Annotated in this window: 15 protein-coding genes; 2 read left to right on the forward strand and 13 right to left on the reverse strand. The window is 65.7% G+C overall.

Translation table 11 applies throughout. The features are described from left to right. Positions 1–248 precede the first annotated feature (248 nt). Positions 249–1,307 (forward strand): type 2 isopentenyl-diphosphate Delta-isomerase, encoded by a 1,059-nt coding sequence (gene fni, locus DL240_RS06430; RefSeq protein ID WP_111729044.1) that lies wholly within the window; start codon positions 249–251, stop codon positions 1,305–1,307. A gap of 48 nt (positions 1,308–1,355) precedes the next feature. On the opposite strand, the gene DL240_RS06435 is transcribed toward fni, so the two are convergent. From DL240_RS06435 to DL240_RS06460, 6 genes are all read right to left on the reverse strand, one after another. Then, complete coding sequence (locus DL240_RS06435) at positions 1,356–5,219, reverse strand: efflux RND transporter permease subunit (RefSeq protein WP_111729045.1); 3,864 nt, start codon at positions 5,217–5,219, stop codon at positions 1,356–1,358. Then, positions 5,209–6,951, reverse strand: a complete 1,743-nt coding sequence (locus tag DL240_RS06440; protein WP_158542398.1) for an efflux RND transporter periplasmic adaptor subunit — start codon at positions 6,949–6,951, stop codon at positions 5,209–5,211. The genes DL240_RS06435 and DL240_RS06440 overlap by 11 nt, the downstream gene beginning before the upstream one ends. A gap of 11 nt (positions 6,952–6,962) precedes the next feature. After that, positions 6,963–8,306: a TolC family protein gene (locus tag DL240_RS06445; protein WP_146618143.1), complete on the reverse strand. Its 1,344-nt coding sequence runs from the start codon at positions 8,304–8,306 to the stop codon at positions 6,963–6,965. Positions 8,307–8,471: 165 nt separating this feature from the next. Continuing rightward, positions 8,472–8,927, reverse strand: coding sequence for a hypothetical protein (locus tag DL240_RS06450; RefSeq protein WP_111729048.1), 456 nt, complete (start codon positions 8,925–8,927; stop codon positions 8,472–8,474). Positions 8,928–8,993: 66 nt separating this feature from the next. Beyond that, positions 8,994–11,837 (reverse strand): transglycosylase domain-containing protein, encoded by a 2,844-nt coding sequence (locus DL240_RS06455; protein ID WP_111729049.1) that lies wholly within the window; start codon positions 11,835–11,837, stop codon positions 8,994–8,996. Between the two features lie 81 nt (positions 11,838–11,918). Then, positions 11,919–12,887, reverse strand: coding sequence for a YihY/virulence factor BrkB family protein (locus DL240_RS06460; protein WP_111729050.1), 969 nt, complete (start codon positions 12,885–12,887; stop codon positions 11,919–11,921). A 225-nt stretch (positions 12,888–13,112) separates the two neighbouring features. On the opposite strand from DL240_RS06460, the gene DL240_RS06465 reads away from it, so the two are divergent. Beyond that, positions 13,113–13,847, forward strand: coding sequence for a fatty acid desaturase CarF family protein (locus DL240_RS06465; RefSeq protein WP_158542399.1), 735 nt, complete (start codon positions 13,113–13,115; stop codon positions 13,845–13,847). A gap of 326 nt (positions 13,848–14,173) precedes the next feature. On the opposite strand, the gene DL240_RS06470 is transcribed toward DL240_RS06465, so the two are convergent. The 7 genes from DL240_RS06470 to DL240_RS06500 all read right to left on the reverse strand — a co-directional run bounded on the left by DL240_RS06470 (position 14,174) and on the right by DL240_RS06500 (position 23,475). Continuing rightward, a complete protein-coding gene (locus DL240_RS06470) occupies positions 14,174–15,427 on the reverse strand; it encodes an alkaline phosphatase family protein (protein ID WP_111729052.1) in 1,254 nt (417 codons plus the stop codon). Between the two features lie 98 nt (positions 15,428–15,525). Further along, a complete protein-coding gene (locus tag DL240_RS06475; RefSeq protein WP_111729053.1) occupies positions 15,526–17,553 on the reverse strand; it encodes a hypothetical protein in 2,028 nt (675 codons plus the stop codon). Between the two features lie 72 nt (positions 17,554–17,625). Continuing rightward, positions 17,626–19,077, reverse strand: coding sequence for an AI-2E family transporter (locus DL240_RS06480; protein ID WP_111729054.1), 1,452 nt, complete (start codon positions 19,075–19,077; stop codon positions 17,626–17,628). Positions 19,078–19,144: 67 nt separating this feature from the next. Beyond that, complete coding sequence (locus DL240_RS06485) at positions 19,145–20,041, reverse strand: hypothetical protein (RefSeq protein ID WP_146618144.1); 897 nt, start codon at positions 20,039–20,041, stop codon at positions 19,145–19,147. A 29-nt stretch (positions 20,042–20,070) separates the two neighbouring features. Next, positions 20,071–21,648: a glutamine-hydrolyzing GMP synthase gene (guaA, locus tag DL240_RS06490; RefSeq protein WP_233497049.1), complete on the reverse strand. Its 1,578-nt coding sequence runs from the start codon at positions 21,646–21,648 to the stop codon at positions 20,071–20,073. After that, positions 21,635–22,747, reverse strand: coding sequence for an IMP dehydrogenase (gene guaB / locus DL240_RS06495; protein WP_111729057.1), 1,113 nt, complete (start codon positions 22,745–22,747; stop codon positions 21,635–21,637). The genes guaA and guaB overlap by 14 nt, the downstream gene beginning before the upstream one ends. Positions 22,748–22,809: 62 nt before the next feature. Beyond that, positions 22,810–23,475: a hypothetical protein gene (locus tag DL240_RS06500; RefSeq protein WP_146618145.1), complete on the reverse strand. Its 666-nt coding sequence runs from the start codon at positions 23,473–23,475 to the stop codon at positions 22,810–22,812. Positions 23,476–23,498 lie beyond the last annotated feature (23 nt).

A 23,498-nucleotide genomic window follows, 5' to 3' on the forward strand; every position in this document is an offset into this window, starting at 1 on the left:
CCGGCCTGCCACGCGGGCAGAGAGGGCGCCGGGAAACTTCATACCATCGGGGGAGCCTGAACTCCTGTCCCCGAATGGGCCGGAGTATAGGGAGCGGGCCCGCGAAGCGTCAATCACAGCAATCCACCATCGGGGTGACTGGACAACTTCGGGGCGGCGGTGCAGGTTTGCCCCAACTCTGGCCGTGGGACGCCCCCTGCCCCATCTCCCCCCACCCGGCGTCCCCTGACTCTGATAGCGAGCGACGTATGAGCACCCCGACGATCTCCGACCGAAAACGCGACCACCTGGAGCTCTGTGCCGACCAGGACGTGGAGGCGCGCGCCAAGACCAACCTGCTTGACGCCGTGGAGCTCTTTCATAGCTCGCTGCCCGAGGTCGACGTCGACGCCATCGATCTGAGCGTGGAGTTTCTCGGGCGGCAGCTTCAGGCCCCGCTGCTGATCACCGGGATGACCGGCGGAGCGCCGGAGGCCGAGCGCATCAACCGCGAGCTGGCACTGGTCGCCCAGGAGATGGGGCTGGCCTTTGGCGTCGGAAGCCAACGGGCCATGGCCCGCGACCGCGCGCTGCTCAGCACCTACCAGGTACGCGACGTTGCCCCGGACATCTGCCTGCTGGGCAACATCGGCGCCGTACAGGTCGCGGCCATGTCCACCGACGAAGTCGAAGATCTGGTGGGAAGCATCGGCGCCGACGCGCTCTGCGTGCATCTGAACCCGGGCCAGGAGTTGATTCAGCCCGAAGGCGATCGCGATTTCCGTGGGTGCATCGACGCCATCGCTCGCCTTGTCGAAGAGCTCTCGGTGCCGGTCATCGCCAAAGAGACCGGGTGCGGGCTCTCCCCGGGGACCCTCAACACACTGCAGAAGATCGGAGTGGGCACCGTCGACACCTCCGGCGCCGGCGGCACCACCTGGATCGGGGTCGAAGCGATGCGCGCGCCCGCCGATCAGCAAACCCTGGGAGAACTTTTTTGGGACTGGGGAGTGCCGACGGCGGCGTCGATCGTGTACGCCCGGCGGCGTGATTTGCAGGTGATCGGCTCCGGCGGGTTGCGCACCGGCTACGATGCCGCCCGGGCCATTGCGCTGGGCGCCGACATCGCCGGGATGGCGTTGCCCTGGTTGCGTGCTTGCTACCATGAGGGCGCCGAAGGCGCGCGCGCCTTCGGCGCGCACTGCACCTCGGCGCTGCGCACCACGATGGCGCTCACCGGCTCCGCCACCCTCGACGAACTCCGCCAGGCTCCACGCATGATCGGCCCTCGCCTGGAACGCTGGCTGGCTGCCGACACCTGTCGCTAACCCCGCGCCGCTGACGCGGCGCGGGGGGGCCACACACTGAGCCTAAACTCAGTCCGTCAGCTCATCTTCGACACTCATCGAGGCCGGAACCACGTCGCCGTCTTCCGGCGCTGCGTTCAGGTCTTGCAGACGCAAGCGACCCTCTTCAACCGCACAGTAGAGCGTCGGGACCACAAAGAGCGTCAAGAGCGCGATCGTCATGCCGCCCACGGCCGGCACCGCCATGGGAATCATGACATCGGCGCCGGTCCCATAGCTGGTGAGTACCGGGAGCAACGCCAGAACCGTGGTGGCCGTGGTCATCAGGCAGGGACGAATGCGACGCAGCCCGGCCTCCACCACACGCTCGCGCACCTCGTCGACGGTGCCACTCTTACCCTCATCAAAACGCTGCTTGAGGTAGGTCGCCATGACCACACCGTCGTCGGCGGCGATACCAAAGAGCGCGATAAAGCCCACCCACACGGCCACACTCAGGTTCATGGGCTCGATCTGGAAGATCTCGCGCAGCGACGCCCCGAAGATCGACACGTCCAAAAACCAGCTCTGACCGTAGAGCCAGATCAGCATAAACCCGCCCCCAAAGGCCACGGCGATGCCGCTGAAGATGGTCAGCGCCGTCCACAGAGAACGAAACTGCAGGTAGATCAAGAGCGCGATGATCAACAGAATCAGCGGCACCAGGATGCGGAGACGCGCCTCGGCACGCAACGAGTTCTCATAACTGCCGGCGAAGCTCAGACGCACGCCTTCGGCGAGCTCCAGCTCACCGGAGGCCTGCAAATCGTCGAGGCGAGCCCGCACGCTCTCAACCACACTGACCTCACTGGTACCTTCGGCGGCGTCGAACATGACATAGGCCACCAGCGCTGAGTTCTCACTGCGGATCATCTCCGGACCGCGCTCATAGCGAATGCTGGCAAGCTGCCCCAGCGGCACCTGTGCGCCGGAGGGCGTGGCGACCAGAATCCGGGAGATGGTCTGCGGATCGTCCCTCAACTCACGAGGGTAGCGCACCCGCATCGCGAAGCGCTCTCGCCCCTCGACCGTCTGCCCCACGCTGGCCCCGCCGATGGCGGCCTCGACGACCTGCTGAAACGCCTCCATGGAAACGCCGTAGCGGGTGAGTTCGCGCCGTTCGGGCTCAATCACCAGGTAGGGTTTGCCCACCGGGCGGTCGGCGTTGACGGCGCCCTGGTTGACCAGGGGGTGCTCGCGCAGAATCTCCTGAATCTTGAGCGCCGCGTCGGCCAGATCTTCGAGTTCATCGCCCTGAAGTCGCACCGCCATCGGCGCGCGAATGCCACTTTGCAACATCACCAGGCGAGTGCTGATCGGTTGGAGCAAGGGGGCCGTGGTCAACCCGGGCACGTGCCGGGCGACGTCCACAAGTTCGTCCCAGATATCTTCGGGACGCCGGATCTCATCGCGCCACTGCCGGAAGGGACGCCCATCGGGGTCTTCGATCAGTTCTCCCTGCTCATCGCGCACAAACTCGCCCTGGCCGTCGACCTTAAAGCGCAGGCGCCGCCCCTGAGCATCGAGGCGATACTCGGGCTTGTACTCGATGATCGTCTCGACCATCGCCACCGGCGCCGGGTCCAGCGCGCTCTCGGCACGTCCGAGCTTGCCCACCGAGTACTCCACCTCAGGCACCGTCTCAAAGAGCAGGTCCAGGCTCTGGAGCATGTCGCGAGCCTCGCCAAGTGAGCCATGCGGCATGGTCGAGGGCATGTAGAGAAAGGTGCCCTCATCGAGGTCGGGCATGAACTCGCGCTCCAATCCGGGAAACGCGTGATGCATCCACTGACCGGGCGCGCTGCGCTGCGCCCCATCGGGCAGCCAGCCAAAGGTCGCGGCAAATCCCAACCAGATCGTCAGCCCCAGCACCACCACCATCGCCGGCAGCGCCAGGAAAAGGCCCTTATGCGCCAGGATCCAACGCAGCATCGTGGGGTAGGCCACCCGAAAGAGCATAAAGGAACCCAACACCCAGCCGACCACGGCCAGCACCACAATCAGGTTGGGAGCCATCCCCTTCCCGGCTCCCAGGGGCATCCAGGACGTGGCCAGAAGCCAGCTCACCACGACCACCACAGCCACCAGCCCCGCCCAACGCAGCGCACGGCGCGCCCAGCGGTGCTCCCGGGTATCTCGCCAGACCTTTTTGGCGTCGAGCATATCGTCGACGAGCCAGGCCAGCGCCGAGAGGAGCAGCGCCAGCCCCACGCCCACATGCGCCCAGATGGCCACGGCCAGCGCGCCGACGGCGGCCGCCAGCCCGAGAATAAAGCGCGAGCGTAGCGAGCGCGCGCGCACGCCCAACACCCAGCTGGCCGCTGTCGGAATTACAAAGAGCGCGATGATCAGGCTGGCCACCAACGCGTAGGTCTTGGTGAACGCCAGCGGCGTAAAGAGCTTGCCCTCCTGGCCGGTGAGCATGAATACCGGCAGGAAGCTCACCACGGTGGTCGTGATCGCGGTAAGAATGGCCGGCGCCACCTCCGAGGCCCCGCGTCCGATCACGCGCAGACGGTCCTCGCCTTCGGGAGCGTCATCGAGATGCTGAGCGATGTTCTCGGTCATCACGATGCCCATATCCACCATCGTACCGATGGCGATCGCGATGCCGGCCAGCGCCACCACGTTGGCATCTACGCCGGTGTACTTCATGGCCACAAAGGTCATCAGCACTGCCAGCGGCAAGAGCGAGGAAACGAGCAACCCGGCACGCAGATGCAGCATCATCAACATGACCACCAGAACCGTGATCAGGATCTGCTGATAAAGCGCCAGGCTCAACGTTCCCAGAGTGCGTTCAATGAGCTCGGAGCGGTCGTAGAAAGGCACGATCGTGACCTGAGAGACGGTGCCGTCTTCGAGCGTGCGTCGCGGAAGCGCGCGCTGCACCTCATCGATGGACGCTTTCACCTGGTCCACGACCTGCTTGGGGTTGGCGCCGTAGCGGGCGGTGACCACGCCGCCGACCGCCTCGACACCGCCGCGGGTCAGCGCCCCGCGGCGAATGCCGGGCCCGCTGGTCACCCGGGCGACCTCGCCGACGGTCACCGTAACCGAGTCGCGGGTGACGACCGGCGCCGCTTCGATATCTTCGAGGTTCTCAACGTATCCCACGCCCCGGATAAGGTACTCCACGCCGTTGATCTCGGTGGTGCGCGCGCCGACCTCGGAGTTGGACTGGCGCACCGCGTTGGCCACCTGAGCCAGCGTGACGTCGTAGGCGCGAAGCCGGGCCGGATCGACCTCGACCTGATACTCCCGTACATGCCCGCCAATCGAGGCCACCTCAGCCACGCCGGGCGCGCTGGAGAGGGCGTAGCGCACGGTAAAGTCTTGAAGCGTGCGCAGCTCCTCTAAACTCCATCCGCCGGCCGGCTCTCCCTCGGGGGTGCGCCCCTCCAGCGTGTACCAGAAGACCTGGCCCAGGGCCGTGGCATCGGGCCCCAGCTGCGGCGCGACGCCCTCGGGGAGCAGCCCCCCGGGCAGGCTGGCCAATCGCTCGACCAGGCGCGCTCGCGTCCAGTAGTACTCGGCGTCCTCCTCAAAGATCACGTAAATGGAGGAGAACCCAAACATGCTGGAGCTGCGAATCGTCTCCACCCCGGGGACCCCCAGCAACGCGGTGGTGAGCGGGTAGGTGATCTGATCTTCGATGTCTTGAGGGGAGCGGCCGGGCCACTCGGTGAACACAATCTGCTGGTTCTCACCCAGGTCCGGAATGGCATCGACCGGTACCGGATCGCCCTCCCCTTCCCAGCCCACATCGATCGGTGAGACAAAGACGCCCCAGACGATGACCGCCAGCGTGAGCAACACCACGATGAGGCGCTGACGAAGCGCACCCTCAATCAGGCGCGCTGTCCACGTCGAATTCGAGGACTCAATGGCCATGATGCCCCTCGCTTTGCTCGTGGTTGTGGCCGTGATTCGCCTCTTTGGCTGACGCGCTATCGCCGCCCGTCTTCTCTACCAGGGACATCCCGCAGACCGGGCACTCGCCAGAGGCGTGCTGCGCGTAGTGCGTGGTGCCCATGTCGCAGAACCACGCGCCCTCGGGCAGGCGTTCGGGGTCGATGGCCGGATCAAAGCGCGTGCCCTCGGGGACGACCTCCACCGGGGAGGTGGGCTCGTGATCATGATGATGCTCATGATCGTGCGTCGCATCTTCGGTCGGCGCGTCTTCATCGCCTGTCTTCTCCACCAGGAACATCCCGCAGACCGGGCACTCTCCGGAGCCGTGCTGCGCGTAGTGCGTGGTACCCATGTCGCAGAACCATACGCCTTCGGGCAGGCGTTCGGCGTCGACGGCCGGGTCAAAGCGAGTGCCCTCGGGGGCGACCTCCACCGGGGAGGTGTCGGTGAGTTCGCTCATCATCGACGGCCCGCCCTTGATCTGGAGCGAGGCGTCGATTCGGAAGGCCCCCCGGGCAGCGACGACGTCGCCGGCCTTGAGGCCGTCGCGGACGATCACGCGATCGCCCAGGCGCTCGCCAATCTCAATGCGTTCGGGCACATAGGCCGGCGGCTCCAGCGAGGTATCCCAGCGATAGACCATCGAGCGCGAACCGGTCCAGAGCACGGCCTCACGCGGAATGGAGAGCAGGTGTTCATCACCGACGCGCCGCTCCAGCTCCGCGCTCAGGTACATGCCCGGACGAAGTCGTCCCTCGTCGTTGGGGAGGGCAACCCTGGCAAGCATCACGCGACGCTCCGGCTCGATCTCGGGCGCCAAAAAGTCGACACGGGCCTCCACGATGTGGTCGCCCAGCGCCGGAATCCGCACGTTGGCTGGCTGCCCCACACTGACCCGCGAGATGTCCTGCTCAAAGATCTCCAGCTGAGCCCAGACTGTGTCGAGCGCCGCCAATGACACCAGGGGCTCCCCCGTGGTCACGTAATCACCGACCGAGACCAGGCGCTCTCGTACGGTTCCACTGGCCGTAGCGAAGACATCGACCGTCTTGCGGGCACTGCCCTCACTCAAAACGGCGTCGATCTGGCGCGCCCCCATGCCGAGCAGGCGCAGTTCTTCGCGCACCGCGGCGAACGAGGCCTGAGCGGCACGCTCACGCGGCACGCTGCCCGAGGCCTGAGCCGCCTCCAGATTGCGCCGCGCCTGCAAGAGCGTCTGCTGGGCGGTCAAGAGCTGTGGCGAGTAGATCCGGGCGATGCGCTGCCCGCGTTTGACCTCTTCGCCACGGGCGTTGACGTAGAGGCGCTCAATGCGGCCGCCGACCCAGGCGCTTAAGTCGACCTCGGATTTCTCACTGACCTCGATCTTCCCAAACACCTCGAAGGTATCGACCAGTGCCCCGGCCTCCACGTTGGCATTGGCGACCTGAGCCAGACGTCGGGAGCCCTCGGAGAGGCGTACCGAGGGGATGTCACTATCGCCGCCATCAGAGCCACTGGGCACCAGATCCATAAAGCAGATCGGGCAGGTTCCCGGTCCGTCCTGACGCACCTGGGGGTGCATCGGACAGACGTACTCCTGGGCCTCGTCCTGAGCGCCCTGCTCGCTAGCATGGGCGTGATCGCCATGCTCACCCTCGGCGCTATCGCCGCGGCAAGCCCCGCCCCCAAGCAGCGCCAGGCAGCCCAGCGCCACCCCCCATCGTTTCATTCTGTCATCCATCACTGACCTCGCATCGCGGGCGGATACGCCCACGGGCTGCGGACGGCAAAGAGCCCTCCGCTCAAATACTGAAGTTCGAGAAGTTGGGTGGCACGCTCCGCCTGGAGTCCAAGACGGCGAGTATGTAGCGTCCGCTCTTCGCGCACCGCGCCCAGATAGTCGGTCACGCTGCGCTCGCCAGTCTCCACGCCGATGAGCACCTGCTCGCTGAGCGCTTCGGCCAGCGGGACAAGCTCCGCCTCAAAGGCATCCAGGCGCGCGTCGGCCTGCTCCACCCGTGCCCGCGCCGACTCCATCCGGGAGAGGAGTTCACGCAGGCGCTGCGCCTGAGACTCCCCGGCGGCTTGCGCCGCGGCCTGCCAGCGCCGGGCCTCTGCGGAGTAGCGTCCGCCCCAGACCGGCAGCGCGATCGAGAACCCCACCCGAATTGCGTCGTGGCGCGGAGCGTCGTGCGCAAACATCGGCGGCATATTGGCGTAGCCGAGCATCACCTGCGGGGGCGGACGCAGCTGGCGTTCGCTGAGTTCTTCCTGAGCCCGGGCCGCCGAGGCCTGCGCCTCGAAGATCGCCAGCGCCGGGGCCCCCTCTTCGATCATCGCGCGCAACTGCTCGCGCGAGGGAAGCTCCGGCGACCAGGTCAGGATCGACGCCACGTTTTCAAGCGAGATATCCTCGGGCGCCTGCCCCAGCAATTGGGCCAGTCGACCGCGAGATCCGGCGAGCAGGCCTTCTTGTTCGCGACGTTGGTCGACGAGGTTTTCTTCGGCCAGGCGCAGGCGGTAGAGATCGGAGTGCTCTCGCTCGGTGGTCGCCAGCGTGGTCTCGAGCACCTGGAGGACATCCGACACCAGCGCCTGCTCCTCCTCGAGCAGGCGGATCATCTCGGTGGTGCGGGCGATGTTCACCAGTTCCACGCGCAGATCGCGCAGGGCGCCGTGAGCCGCCGCCCGTTCCTCGGCGCGAGCGCCGCGTTCCCGGGCCAGCGCCGGGGCCGCCTGCGCCTTACGAGTAGCCGCCCAGGGCAGCGTTTGCATCAGCGTGACCATATGACTGGTGGTCATATGGCTGGCCCAGGGCGTACTGATCTCAGCCATGTACTCGACACGAGGCTCCGGCCAGCGCCCCTCTTCCACATCGGCGGAGATCGCAGCTTCATCAGCGCGCAGCCCGGCTGCGCGCACTTCAGGATGTAATTCGAGCGCGCGCTGGTCCAGCGCGGCCATGGAGAGCGAAGCTTCCTCAAGCTCCTGAGCGGCAAGCGGGAGAGACAGACATACTGTCAGCCCGAGCGCGCTCATCCATGATGCCGTCGCCAGCCAGGTGCGCCGAGAATCGGTTGCCATTGCAACACCTCTCGGGCCCAGACAGGGGCCCAATCCTCGCGATACCGGTCTGAGACGTGGGTGCACGTCTGACCCTGACTCAGCATCGCGCGTTCATTGGGAACACAGGACGAGTTGGACGGTGGGCGCTCTACAGAGCGCGCGCCTCATCAAAGGCGCGCGACATCAGATGCGCAGCGTCTGCACTCGGAGGTAGGTCGGTTGGGGATGCTCCGGAAGGGAGCCGTGGGGAGGGGCGCGGTCCAGCCCCGCGCTCGCAAACACCGGCCCGGGGGAAACCCCAGCCGCAGCCAGGTGTCCGGGCTCGGGGAGTTCCAACACCAGCGGGGTGCCGGTGCGCTCCAGGCGCAGGTCGCCGGCCGCCATGGCCGCCGAGTTTTCAGCGGTCAGCGGTACATCCGGCGCCGAATCGACCGCATCACAACCGCAGCAGCAGCTCTGCTCCTCCTCGGGCTCATCACCGTGCGAGCAGTCACAGGAGGTCTCGGCGTGTTCGGCCTCGGAGCTGACAGGTTCGCTGGCCTCAGCCGGCGCACAGAGACAGGGCACACCCAGCGCGATCGTAAAGATCGCGACCAGCAGCGGGCCGATCAGAGTCTCAATGCGCAGGTTCAAAGGCATGCAAACGCTCCAGGGTTGGCGACGGAGGTGTCGCCGGATTCTGTTGCAACACTAATGCCCTCGTTCTTATTCGTCCAGACCTTCACAAAAGGTACTTCCCGATTCCGTGGACTCCAGGGCTCGCCAGATCGCCCGACTAAGTTCGGCGGCGTCTCCCCCGTGAAAGTGATGCTCCGCGGCGGACGCCCCCTGCTCGAAGATCACGACGCTGCCGATGAGACAGGGACCGGCAAAAAAGACCCAGGTCCCGGAACGCGCCATGGGCCGACGCTCGATCACGCGGCCGGCACGATCGCGAATATGCAGCAGATGCTCGCTGGTGCCGGTCTTTCCCCCCACCTCCCAGCGCTCTCCGTCGACGCTCCAGGGCCCCTCCGAGGCGTGCCCCGTACCGCGCTCGGCCACCCGAATCAGCAGCGCCTCCACCGCCCGGGCGACCTCGGGGCTAAACGCGCGTTGGGCCGGGCCACCGGCGGCGCGAAACCAGGTCTCATACGGGGTCTGCTCATAGAGGCGTGCGCTCTCAATCATCCGCAGCTCAGGCACGACCCCGCCGGCGCGCACCGCCGCCACCAGGCGCGCCAGCGCCGCCGGCCGATCCCCGGAGCTTCCCAGCGCGGTGGCCAGCGAGGGGGTCAGACGCTCAAAGGGGTAGCCGGCCAGGGCCCATTGCTCTCGCAACAGTTCAAAGACGCGGGCTTCCATGGCGTAGGTGATGCCGCGGCGCGTCTCGAGCGCGCTGGTGTGGGCGTCGATCCAGTCGATCTGGCGGGCCCGGGCCTCTCGGGTCGCGAGCATCACCTCGGAGAGCGAGGCATCGGGGGCCTGGGTCAGGGCGGCGATGGCCGCCAGCTCCAGCGGGTCCTGCGCATCCCACCCATCGGGGCTGGCGTCCGGGCCGGGGTCCGCCCCGCAGCGGGCCCGCAGCGCCGCCGGAGGCGGCGAGTGGGCTCCGGGGAGAAGTGCGAGCCGCAGGCGCGCGCAGCGCTCGGGCGTGGCATCCAGACCGTCCAGGGCCAGGGCAACCATCGCATCGGGGGTCTTGCCGTGGTGGCGGAAATAGGCCTCGCGCACCAGGCGCGCCGCGGCCATCTCCAGATGCTGATCGCGCAACGCCTCGTACTCCGGATGATCGCCGGCCAGCACCGCGTCGATGGGAGCATCAAAGAGACGATGCGCATGAAAGGCCACCAGCTCCTCCATCACGCGCACAAAGGGGAGGTTGGCCGAGGCCACAAAGGCCGAGGCCACGTTAAAGGTGCGGGTGTTATGGCCGGGGTTCACGTTTTGAAACTCATGAGGGCCGCCGCCGGTATAAAAGACCTGATCCGGGTCGGCGGAGACCCGACGTTGCAGCGCGCGTTGCAAGAGCTCATCGAGCCCCAGCTCGGGGTTCTTTTGAAGCTCCCGGGCGACAAAGCGCCCCAGAGGGTCGGTGGTGGACGCCCTGCCCCGATCACGCATCTCGCGATACGCCTGCTCCACGGCGTTAAGGTAGGAGATCAGCACCCGTAACTTGGCGGTGGATCCGAGATCCAGGCGCCCTTCGGTAGCCAGATCGACGGCGCGGGGATCGGTGTCGACGATGGCCCGCGGCTCCAGGCGCCCCGGTGCGTGGGCATAGACCGCGACACTCACCCGCGAGGGCCAGGAGCGCTCCCCCAGTTCGCGCTCCAGGGCCTGCTGGAGTTCGGCGTCAAAGGTCGTCTGCACCCGGGCATCGCGCGTTCGCATCGAGGATTGGTCCTCCCCGCTGATCGCACTCCAGCGACGCGCGGAAAGCCCGGCCAAATGTGTATCACCCCGCGCCACGGGAAGGCGCCGGGGGCTCTCGGCCAGGGTGAGCGTTCGCGAGGCGATGATGTAGCCCTGCTCGCGGGGCATCTTCCCCGCTGCCACAAGGTCATCGACCAGGCCATCGACGCGACTCTCCAGGCGCTCCAGCCCCCGGGGGAGGTAGCGCGCCGGGCGTTGCTGGGCGAGTATCAGCGAGAGAAGTTCGCGTTGGATTTGGGCGCGCTGGGCGTCGCTGGCGTCGCCGTAGAGGGCCCACTCCACCTCATTAAGGCTGCGCCCGTACCAGGCCCACATCCCTTCGGCGACGCCCTGGATCGGCCCGTAGCCTGCGCGGTGCCCCAGCGGCACAGAATTGAGCCAGTCGGTGACCAGCTGCTGCGACCAGCTCTGAGCGTCGCGCCCGTGGCTGTAGGCGCGCAACCAGGCGGTCAGGGTCTGCCGGGCCTTCTCGGAGGTCGAGTGGGTACGCCCACCTGGCGAGTGGCGAAACTTCTCCATCTGCACCGCCAGCGTGGAGCCACCGATGGCGCGATGTCCCGAATCGACACGGGCGCGCACCTGGCTCAGCGTGGCCACCCCCAGCCGGGTCCAATCCACCGCCGGGTTGGTGTACGCATGCGCACGGTTATCGAGCGCCCGATTCTCGAGCACGATCGCCGCGTCGCGGGCCAGCTGCGGGGGCGTCTCCCAGATGACATGAGGGAAACGCCAGGCCTCCAGCGTGCGCCCGACGCGATCATCGATATGGAGCCCGGCCTGCGGCCGGAGTTCATAGATCGGATAAGTCCAAGCGCGGTGAGCCCAGCGCTGGGTCACCAGAGTCGGTCGAGCCGCGGCAACCACCTTGAATCCCAGACTCTCCAGGCGTTCGGCCCGCTTGAGATGCCCGGCATACCCGCGGGCCTGATCCCAGGGACCACCGGGCGCCGAAAGCGCCGGCGGACGCTCACTCAACGCCACCGCCGGCGAGGTCACCACCCCGGAGGCCAGCTGCGCGCCCAGGGCGGATTGCAGCGCGGAGGTGCGTACCTCCTGCCACACCACCACAAGCCCGGTCAGACAAACCAACCCCAGCGCAACCGGTATCGAAAGCCACCACGGTGCTCGCTCCATCCTCGCCCCCTGCGCACTCTCAGCGCTCTGCGGGCATCTTCAGGGAGACAACCCGGTGTCATCTCCTCCCCCTGAATCTAGTCACCCGGAGCCCGGCGTCTGATCGCCCATGACCTGATGGCGTGGATCCTCAATATCGTACTTGGGCCGAACCACCGCCCCCTCCCCGGGCGCAATCCCCGAGCCAATGCGCCGAGCCCACACCTGGGTGAGCTCCGCCCCAAAGAGCACGATAACCCAGGAGTAGTAGATCCAGGTCAGAATCACCGCGAGTGTGCCCGCCGCCCCAAAAATGGAACCCACCCCCGAGCGGGCCAGATACGTGCTGATGCCAAACTTGCCCACCCCGAAGAGGATCGAGGTCATCGCCGCGCCCACCCAGACATCGCGCCAGGCCATCTGCACGTCGGGCAACACCTTGTACATCGAGCCAAACACCGCCGTGAAAAAGATCAGCCAGACCAGGCTATCCCCCACCCGCCAGATCCACAGCGGGGTGGTGACCAGATCCGCAAAAGAACTCTCCACCACGGCGATGACCGAGCCGACCAGCAGCGAGCCCATCAGCAGCACGCCAAAAAAAAGCACCATCGAGAAGGCAAAAAGCCGGCGCTTGATCGTGTAGAGGATTCCCTTGTCGGGATCGGATTGCACCCGCCAGATCATGTTGAGGGTGTCCTGCAGCGCGGCAAAGATCGCCAGCGCCCCAAAGACCATCGTGCCCAGACTGACGAGCATCGGCATCAAGCCCGAGTCGTTGATCCGCACCCCGCGCAGCATCTCCTCGATGAACTCGGCGGCATCGAGCCCCACAAATTCCTCCAGCTCCCCGACGACCTGCCCCTGCACGGCGGCCTCCCCGAACGCCAGCCCCGCCACCGCGATGCCGATCACCAGGAGGGGCGCCATCGAAAAAACTGAATAAAACGCCAGCGCCGCCGCCAAACGCAGGGCGTTGTCGTCGCTCCATTCACGCGCGGCCTCGCCAATAAACGTAAAAAAGGGCATCACTGGCGCCAAGACTTTGCGTGCGCGTGCCTTGATTTCCATGCCGCCATTCCTTAAATTTCGCGGTCACCAATGTTGACAGTTTCTGTGTCGTGTCGGTGGCAGCAATCTCACCACTGCCAGGACCTCCGTCAACCGCAGGTAGGCTCACCCATCGCCCCGGGTATGGCGAGCCGACACTTCGATCGGCGTCCCCCTCTCCGATCCCGGTCGCGCAATGCGACCTGTTGTATCTCCCCTTTGAAGTAGAGCTGTATGATGTCCTCGATGTTTAAGTCGTTCCTCAGTCGTGACTTTGACTACTCCCCCCTTCATCGCCTCCTGGAAATCGTGGCCATCCTGAGCTTCTTCGGGCTGGTCGTGATCATCAGCATGAGAGCCTTCCACGGGCTCTCGGTGCTGGGCTGGCAGACCGCCGCCTGGCTGGTGCCCCTGACCGCGGCGCTCGGCTACGTCGGGGCTGACTTTGCCTCGGGCTTTGTGCACTGGATGGGGGACACCTTCGGCAGCGAAGACACGCCTATTCTTGGCGAGCGATTCGTCAAGCCCTTCCGCGATCATCACACCCACCCCCAGGGTATCTGCGAGCACGACTACGTGACGGTCAACGGCAACAACTCGATCGTGCTGGCGCTTTACATGATCCCGATCGCCCTCTTTTTCACCGATCCCACGCAGATCTGGCAGCTGCTCGTGCTCGCCTGCTCGGTGACTTTCACCTGCGGCGTGTTCATGACCAACCAGTTCCACAAGTGGGCGCACATGAGCGACCCGCCCGCCTACATCCGCCTGCTGCAGCGTTTCAACCTGATCCTGACGCCGACGAACCACGATTTTCACCACACCGCGCCTTACGACACCTACTACTGCATCACCTGCGGGTGGCTGAACCCGATCCTCGAGCGTCTGAAATTCTTCGAAACGCTGGAAAGCGTGGCCCGGAGCACCTTCGGCATCAAGACGGTCAACGATCAGCCCGACGCGATCCGCAAGCAGGCCTGAACCCGGCCCGCGGCTAACTCCCCTTCTCCCTCCTCCATGAGGGCAAAGCCCCGACACGCGCAGACTCGCCAGTCTAAAGAGCCCAAAGACGCATTGAGAGGGGCCTTACCGGGGCCCCTCTCAATGCGCGAAAGCATCGCCGTTCTCTCCAGGAGAGCCCACAAGCAGACGCGAAGGACATCGACAGCGCCAGAGTGTCTCGTTTGATGCGCGAAGGCCCTGCCGAGCCCCTGAGGCCTGCCAGCGGGTCGTGTTTCGGCCTTACTCCGTGGGGCACAAGAAGGGGGATCGGGCGAGCGAGCTCCGCCCTCCCCCCCTTTTGAGTCTCAGGCTCCGAACTTATTGAAACGACGAGCCTCGGCCAGCGCCAGCGGCAGGAGGTCGCGCGACGCCCGCAGCCCCATGGTGCCACGCAACACCTCGCGCTCGCTAAACGCCTCCACGCCGCCACCGAGCACCGTCTTCGACCACAACGCCGTGGGGATCGGGTGCCAGGAGTGATCGCCCAGCACCGCCGGCGTGCAGTGGTCACCGGTGAGCGCGATCACATCAAAGCCCATCTCGGTCACCTTCTTAAAAAGCGGGTCACAGGACTCAAACACCCCGACCTTGCCATCGAAATCAAAGACGTGGGCATAGCCGTCGGTCTCTTTGATGTGCAGGTAGAAGAAGTCGTAGTCGTCAAAGGCCTCTTCCAGCGCCTTGACCTCATCGGCGTGCTCCATCGAGCCGACGTCGAGCACATCCATCCCCACCAGACGCGCGATGCCCTTGTACATCGGGTAGGTCGCGATGGCGGCGGCCTTAATGCCGTAGAGTTCTTCCAACGTGGGGATCTTTGGCGCTGCACCGATGCCCCGCAGCAACACGGTGTTGGCCTCGGGCTCGTCGGCCAGGATGCGAGTCGCCTGAGCGATGATCTCGTTGACGAGCGCGGCGGAGCGCTCGGCCTCCGGATGCTCGGCCTCCACCGGCTTCGGCGGCACCCCGCTCTTCTGGGGGTCAGCGTCACTAAGGCCGCCGACCAGGCCCGGTCCACGCAAGAGCAGCGCAAAGCGGTGCTCCTTGCCCGGGTACACATAGACCTCGTAGCCCTCCACCGAGAGCTCCCGACTCAACAACTCACACACTCGCCGGCTCTCGGGGGTGGCGATTTTGTTGGCCCGGCGATCGGAGATGACCGCTTTATCTCCGCGGTGCTCCAGAGTTGCGAAGTTCCCACGCATGGCCAGGTCTCCGGCCTGAATCTCGACGCCCTGTACCAGCTCACCACCGTGGAAGACATCTTCTGCGCCGAGCACCTCGAGCACGCCGCGCGGCAGGTCAAACTGGTCCAGCGGGTAACCAAAAAGCGAGAGATGCCCCGGACCGCTCCCGGGAGTTACCCCGGCACCGTGGGGCACCAGCCCGCCACAGCTGGCCGAGCGCGCAAAGGCATCGATCGCCGGGATATTCGCCGTCTCCAGCTCGGTTTTTCCCGTCTCCGGGTGTGGCAATCCCCCGATGCCGTCGAACACCCAGAAGAGGATCTTGCTCTGATTCTTGATGACGAGTTCCTGCAACAACTTGATGCGCTCCATGGCACCTCCACAGATAAGGAGTTCACGATCGTAAGTAGGATGTAAAAGGGTAGAGCGAGGTTTCGGGCAGGCTCAGCCAACGCCCTGCCCCTTCAGGCTCATTGATTGGTATCTGCCGGGTTCGGCGAGATCCCCTTCTCGATGATCTGCTCATAGCGCGTCAGGCGGCGTTGGCCTTCGGCGTTGTCCGGCTCGATCTCGAGCACGCGGCGCACCGCGTCTCGGGCCTCCGCCCACTGCCCGCGGCGCTCGGCCAGCTCCGACTGCTTCAAAAAGAGGGGGATGGCGTGAGCGAGCTTGTACTCGGGCATGATCCGGGTGCGATAGCCGTGGCGTGTGGCGCGTTTGGCCAGCGCGGCATAGGCCGCCTCCACCCGTTCGTTGATCTCGCGCACCCGTTGATGAACCTCGTCCTCCAGTTCGGCCGGAATGCGTGAGGGATCAAACTGAGCCTTAAGCTCTCCGTAGGCCTTTTCAATGACCTCGGAATAGCTCGACCAGTGGACGTTCAGCACTTCGAAGTAACTGGCCTTATGCACGCTCAGGTACTTCACAGTGACGTTCTCGCGCAGGCGTTCGCGCACCACCGTCTGATGCAGCGAGCGATCAAAGCGCAGCAAACCCATCCTGTGCAGGGCAAAGACCACCGCGAAGGTCTCGGCCGGCGGGAGCGCGCTCTCGGTGAGCACCTCGCGCAAACGACGACGCCCATTGAGCACCTTATCGACCAGGCGCAGCTGAGCCGCAGCGCTGAGCGCCCGCTCCAGCCGGTCTCGCTCCTGGATCAGGATCTCCGGGTAGGTATCGAGTTCCGGGGCCATCACCTGATCGCGCTCGCTCGCCATGCACTGGGTGAGCCCGCGCAGCAGACGCTCGTAGATGACGCGCTCCACGGCCAGGTGCACGCGCAGCGGAGGCTTGGGCAAAAAGTCTGCCGGAAGCGCCGCGGCGTCGAAGATCGCCACATCGCCGCTGCGCTCCTCACAGAATTCGCGCAGCAAAAAAGTCAGGCGCCCCGAGATGGCGTGTCGAATGCGATCCGGGTCGAGAATGTCGAGTTCCAGCAGGCTGCGGGCCAGGGGCGAGTTGAACTCGTCGGCATGAGCCGCCGCCATGGCGAGCTGGCGCTTGGTGATGCGCCGGGCCGCCTGCAGCATCGGCCCGAGCTCCGCGCCGGGAGCACGAGGGAGACTGCTCATCTCCACCATATAGCCGCTCTCAAAGAGGAGCTGACGCTGAGACGTGCCACTGCGATGCACCAGGGCACCGGTAAACCCACTGGCCGAGAGCTGGAGCAGCACATCGAGCACGCGCTCACCGGCCAGCGCTTCCACGCGGTCCGGGTCGCCATCAGGCTCAAACCAGGGCGGCGCCGGTCCGTAAAATTCTCGGGTGATGAACCCGGACTTCATCGACTGCATCGTCGAGCGCACCACATCCATATCGGGATCGGGCACATCAAAGCGCCGGCGCCCCGCGGACTGCATCGTACGCGTGACCGAGCCACGCCCTGCGCCAAAGCCCGAATAAGAGCGCGCGGCGTCGTCGACCGGCGCCGGATGGGTGGAGGGCACCTCGGTGACCGACGTCTCCCGGGCGGCCTGTGCCTCGGCCTCGCGCTGGCGATCGTCGGCGACCGCCTGCAGCGTCACGCGATCTTCGCGGCTGAGTCCCGAGACCTCAATCGCCGTGCCGCGCTCCGACTGATGGACCACCCGGGCGCGGGCCTCCACCTCCAGGTGGGCGTGCGGGAAGCTGAGCTTTACCTGAACGATGTCGTTGAGCCCCGGGGGATCATCGAGCTGCACCAGCACCGCCCCGACCTCCAGAATCTGATGCAGGAGACTGTCGATCAGCGCCTCGGTATCGGCCACGATTTCAACATCGGCGCGGATCAACCCGCCTTGATGCGTGGACGCCACCGGGCTGGCCACCTCGCGCTCCATGCGTCCGGTCCACCCCTCGGGCGAACGCTGCGGAGCCGGGGCCTTCTCCAGCCGAGTCAACACCTCCTCAAAGACGGCGCGCACCCCCGGGCCGCGCAGCTCCCCGAAACGCTCGGACATCAAGCGTTCCAGGGCGTTGATGAGCGCTTGCTCGTCACTCGACCAATGGCTCTGAGACATGGAGGTTCCGGGCGTTACTGGAGGCTGGGAGACGAGTGTCGTGCGACATCGTTCCAAGGGCCCGTGAACGTGTCAATCCTGCTCTTCGGAGTTTCCACGATCGGCCTTCGGGTCTTTCGAGGAGTCGTCTTTCGAGGAGTCGTCTTTCGAGGAGTCGTCCTCCGCCGAACTCCCGGACTCGCCATCTTCGTGCTCCGCCGGGTCGCCGGTCTGCCCATCTTCCGAAGCGGGCCCATCGACCGCGGCGTCGCTTGGCGATTTAGTCTCCGCGTTTCCGGAAATCTCCTCATCCCATGTTGTCGCATCGTCGGTGATCACGCGGGCGCGTACGTGCATTTGCGCCGGAGCCATCGGCTTGCCGGTGAAGAAGGACGTGCGTTCATACCAGGCAAAGATGTCGGGCAGCAGCACCTTGAGCGCCCCGGTGACCGGAATCGCCAGGAGAATCCCCATCAGCCCGGCGATGTTGCCGCCGAGCAAGAGCACGATGATCACGGTCACCGGCTTGAGTCCGACCTTTTCGCCCACGATCCGGGGCGTAATCAGGTAGCTCTCCAGCAGCTGCACCGAGGTGAACACGATACCCACGCCCAGCAGCGCGCCAAAGCCGCTCCACTGAATCAACACCACCAGCACCGCCAGCAGCGTGCCCACCGCAAACCCGAAATAAGGGATCACGTTGAGGAACCCGGCCAGGATGCCGATGACCACCCCCGACTGCACATCCAGCCCGAAGGCCCCGTACACAATCGCCAGACCGAGGGCGTACATCCCGGCCAGAATCATCGCGACCTGAATCTGACCGCGGAACCACTGCCCCACGGCCTGATCCATATCCTGGAGACGATCGATGAAGTGATCATGGCGATGCGGCGGGATAAAGCGCACCAACGCGCGCCGGCCCCGATCAAAGTCATGCAAAAAATAGATCGTAAAGAGCGGGATCATCACCGCGTTAATCAGGCTCGCCACCACCGCGCCGGTGCGGGTGACGGCGTTGGTGAGCACCGAGCCCACGTGCTGCCCGATCGTCGGCAAGGCCTCGCGAATCTGCGCCCCGTAGCGCTCCATCGCCGCCGACACCGTCGAGGGAAGCTCCAGCCCAAAGGTGCGCTCAATCCAGGGCAAGGCCTTCGTCTCCAGCGACGTGAGCAGCGCGGGGAAGTGATCGGCGATCAAACGCGCCTGATTGGCGAGCGTCGGGTAGAGAAAGAGCGCAAAAAGCGTCACAACAAGCACGCCGACCGTCAGCACCAGCACGATGCCCACACCACGCCTGATCCCCCGGGCTTCGAGCTTGTCGATCGCCGGATCGAGCAAGTAGGCGAAGAGCAGGCTGACAAAGATCGGCAGGAGCACCGCGGAGAATTTCCCAAGGACCCAGAAAAATCCCCCCAGGAGCAACCCAAAAAAGAGCAGCTTCGAGAGCAGATAGGGGTAGCGGCCGAAGCGCTCCCACTGTGAACCGGCGTCAAGACGAGGACTCCCGGCCTCGCCAGGCCGTGAGGAGGATTGTTCAGACATACAGGCGCTCAGCTAAAAGTAGTTGGATCCAACCATTCATCATGTCGACGCATCCCCCCGGCCCCACTCAAAACCCCTGCTGGTAGGGCTCCACCCAGAGCTCTCGCACACCTTCGAGGCGCGAGCCCGGCACGCTGCTGACCGCAAAATCATCAAAGCTATGCCCTTCCAACACCCGGACGGCGTATTCAACAACATCGGGGGACGTCACCTCTCCGGGATTGATCTCCAGGGCGATGATACCCTCGCTAGCCCAGCGCTCGACCACCGCGCTGATCCCGTCCAGCTCCAGCAACCGCGCGCGCAGACGCTCCAGATGCGCGGCGCTGGTGGCGTTTCGCACCGCGATCAAAGGCTCGGTGCTCGCCATTCCCACCGGCCCTGCCGAGCGGCGAAGCCCTCGCCCGGCCACCTCACCGAGCGCGAGGCCCACCTGCTGGCGAGCCTCGGCCAGAAGCTCCCGGGCATCGCTGCCGTAGTAACGTCGGTTCACGACAAAACGCTGCAAGGAGACGCCCTCAGTCGAGCCGGCGGCAACCAGCTCGAGTTCGGCGTTGGCTTCCAGCGTCTCCAGACCCAGCGGCCAGATCGGCCCCAGCTTGCGGTAGGTGATCTGGCCGACCAACACCCGGTCCCCGCCCAGCAACGCCCCGAGCTGCGCGGCATTGGCCGGGCTCAGCGCCGGGCGTCGGTAAATGCGTGAGATGCTCTGGTCGCCCATCCGCGCCAGCTCCACGCCCTGGGCCTCCAGCCCGCGAAGCAGCGCACGATCACTGTCGGTCCACTGCGCTTCACCGGCCTGACTCCACCAGAAGCCCACCTGCGGCTGCTCACCAGCGACGCCGGCCTCGACCACCTCGGTCATCAGCACCACCGCCCCACCACTCTGCTGAGCCTGAGCCAGAGTCGGCGCGCCTACCAGCGCGGCAACCATCAACATCCACGACCACACGTACGTCTTCATCGCTATGACTCCTGCGCCCTCCGGGCGCGTCACTCCCATTCAATGGTGCCCGGCGGCTTGCTGGTCACGTCGTACACCACCCGATTGACCCCTTCGACCCGGTTGATAATGCGGTCGCTGACCCGGCCCAGAAAAGACATCGGCAGGTGGCCACGATCGGCGGTCATGCCATCTTTGCTGGTCACCGCTCGAAGCGCAATCACCTCGTCGTAGGTCCGCTGATCTCCCATCACCCCGACCGTTTTGACCGGCAACAGCACCGCGAAGGCCTGCCAGACCTGGTCGTAGAGCCCCTCGGCCCGAAGCGCCTCAATAAAGATATGATCGGCCTGACGCACCTTGCGCAGCGCGTCCTCGCTAACCTCGCCAAGCACGCGCACAGCGAGCCCCGGCCCCGGGAAGGGATGGCGCCCCACGAGCTCGGCGCTCAGCCCCAGGGCGCGTCCCAGCACCCGAACCTCGTCTTTAAAGAGTTCCCGCAGCGGCTCAATGAGCTCCAACCCCATGTCCTCGGGCAGCCCCCCGACATTGTGGTGACTCTTAATCGTGGCCGAAGGCCCCAACACACTGACCGACTCGATCACATCGGGATAAAGCGTGCCCTGGGCAAGAAAGCTCGCGTTTGCAATCGTAGCTGCTTCGGCCTCAAAGACCCGCACAAAGGCCTCGCCAATGCGCTTTCGCTTGACCTCCGGGTCGCTCACCCCGGCCAACGCTTCCAGGAAGCGCTCTCGTGCGTCGACCACCCGAAGGTCGATGCCAAAATGGCCCTCAAAGAGCGCCTGGACGCGCTCGCGTTCCTGATAGCGAAGCAGCCCGGTGTCGACAAACACACAGGTCAACCGGTCCCCGACCGCCCGATGCAGCAGCGCGGCGACCACCGATGAATCCACCCCACCGGAGAGCCCGCAGATCACATGCCCGCGCTCGCCAACCTGCGCCTGGATCCGAGCCACCGCCGAGGTCACAAAGTCGGCCATATTCCAGGTATCCGGACACTGGCAGACATCGAAGACAAAGCTCTCCAACATCGCCGCGCCTTCCAGGCTATGCGAAACCTCCGGATGAAACTGCACTCCGAAGATCGGCTTCGTCTTGTGCGCCATCGCCGCCAGGTGTCCGTTTTCGGTGCGGGCCACGGCCTCGAACTCCGCGGGGAGCTCCCCCACGGCATCGCCGTGACTCATCCACACCTCGGTGCGATGCCCGACCTCAAAGCCGGCCATCGGCCCGCGCGCGGCCTCCACCACAACCTCGGTGCGCCCGTATTCCCCGCCGCCGGCCGCCCGGTCTACCCGACCGCCGAAACTCGACGCCAGCAGTTGCATCCCGTAGCAGATGCCCAACACCGGCACGCCCCAGCTCAAGATTCCGCCCTCCAGCCGGGGCGCCCCCTCAATATGCACGCTCGAAGGCCCGCCCGAGAGCACCAGCCCCCGCGCCGGCACCTCACCACGCTCCTGCAACGCGGCAACCCGCGGGTCGTTGCAGGGCCAGATCTCGCAGTAGACGCCCAACTCGCGGACGCGGCGCGCAATGAGAAGGGTATACTGGCTGCCGTAATCCAGAATCAGCAGGCCCTCTTTCAGCTCTTCATTCATGGGCATCTCCGGGGTCTTCACTTTGAGGCGTCAAGGTCATCACATCGTGCACATGGCTTTCGCGCAATCCGGCCGAGCTGATGCGCACAAAGCGTGCGCGCTCGTAGAGTTCTTCCAACGTGGCCGCGCCCAGGTACCCCATGGCGCTGCGCAGCCCGCCGAGCAGTTCGAACACCTGGTCGGCGACCGCGCCGCGGTAAGGCACAAAGGCCTCCACCCCCTCGGCGACCAGCTTCTGCGCCGACTGGTCCTGAAAGTAGCGCTCGGCCGATCCGGCACGCATCGCGCCTTCACTGCCCATCCCGCGATAGGCTTTAAGATCGCGCCCACCGACCCGGACACGCTCCCCGGGAGCCTCATCGCTGCCGGCGAGCAACCCACCGACCATGACCGCGTGCGCGCCAGCGGCCAGGGCTTTGGCCACGTCTCCGGGCCGGGAGATGCCACCGTCGGCAATGCAGTATTTTCCCGCCTCGCGGCAGATTCGCGCGCAGGCCAACACCGCGCTCAGCTGCGGCACACCCACGCCGGCGACCACCCGCGTGGTGCAGATGCTCCCCGGGCCCACGCCGACTTTGATCACATCGGCCCCGGCCTCCAAAAGCGCCTGCGCGGCCGCAGCAGTAGCAACGTTGCCGGCCACCAGGGTGATCTCCGCGCCGAGCCGGGCGCGCAGCGCCCGGGTGGCCTCAATCACACCGCGGGAATGCCCGTGCGCCGTATCAATGACCAGCAGATCAACTCCGGCCCGCACCAGCGCATCGGCGCGGGCGTCGCGATCGCGCCCTACCCCGATCGCCGCCCCGACCTGCAACGATGCGTCGCCCTCTTTGACCGCACGCACCTGCGCGGCCTGATCTTCGATCGAGAGGTTTTTGTGGATCACGCCGATCCCACCGAGTTCAGCCATGCGACGGGCCATCCGGGCCTCGGTCACCGAGTCCATCGCTGCACTCAGGATCGGCGCCTGCAGCGCCACCGCTCCCAGCGTCGTGGCCAACGAGGCCTGCGCCGGAAGCACGGCGCTCTCGGCCGGCACCAGCAACACATCCTCGTAAGTCAACGCGATGCCCCAGGGCCCTACTTCTACGAACTTCTCGTTCATTGTCGCCTCAAGCTCTTTTTAGAAACAGGGCGCGCCTTATCGCCCCGGATCGACTCCGGCGTTCAGGGCGAGCCCAGGACCGCTTCGGTCTGCGCACGCTCCCCGCGCTTCAGGCTCACCCGAACATCCCCCTGAAAACGGGCGTCTTCGGCTCCGGTGGCGCTGACCCTGACAATGTAATCGCCGGCATAGAGTTCACCGATCGTGCCCTCACCGCGATTGCAGCCAAAACGCTGGCTGGCGATCTCGTAGAAGGCGAGGTCGTACAGGGTCACCTCGACCTTGTCGACGCCATTGGCGCCGCAGACCCGACCGTTATCAAAACGCCAGGCCACCGCCAGCTCGGCCGGGCGCGCCTTAAGCGCCACGACATCGAGGCTCTCCACACGCTCCGGGCGCACTGTCACCTGGCGCCCCTCGCTCTCAAAGGTCGCCGCGCCGCCCGGGTCGTAGCCCCGGAGTTTGAGTTCGTAGCTTCCCGGCGCCAGCCCCTCCAGCGCGGCCTCACCAGCCCCGCAGTGATACTGCTCCTGATAGCTGCGCCGCTCATTGGCGAGTTCCACCTCGACATAGGCCACCTCACTGAGCGCACAGCCCATCGGGCTGACCTCCCAGTTCAGCGCCAGCGCCCCCTCCCCAAAGGGTTCCACCTGCTCGCCACAGCCCACCATTCCCCAGCCGGTGGCCAGCGTGGTGAGCGTCATCATCATCGTTGTCTTCAGTCGCATGAACAGACCTCCCAGGCCATTTC

Origin of the sequence: Lujinxingia litoralis (assembly GCF_003260125.1) — a bacterium.
In the GTDB taxonomy this organism is placed as follows: domain Bacteria; phylum Myxococcota_A; class Bradymonadia; order Bradymonadales; family Bradymonadaceae; genus Lujinxingia; species Lujinxingia litoralis.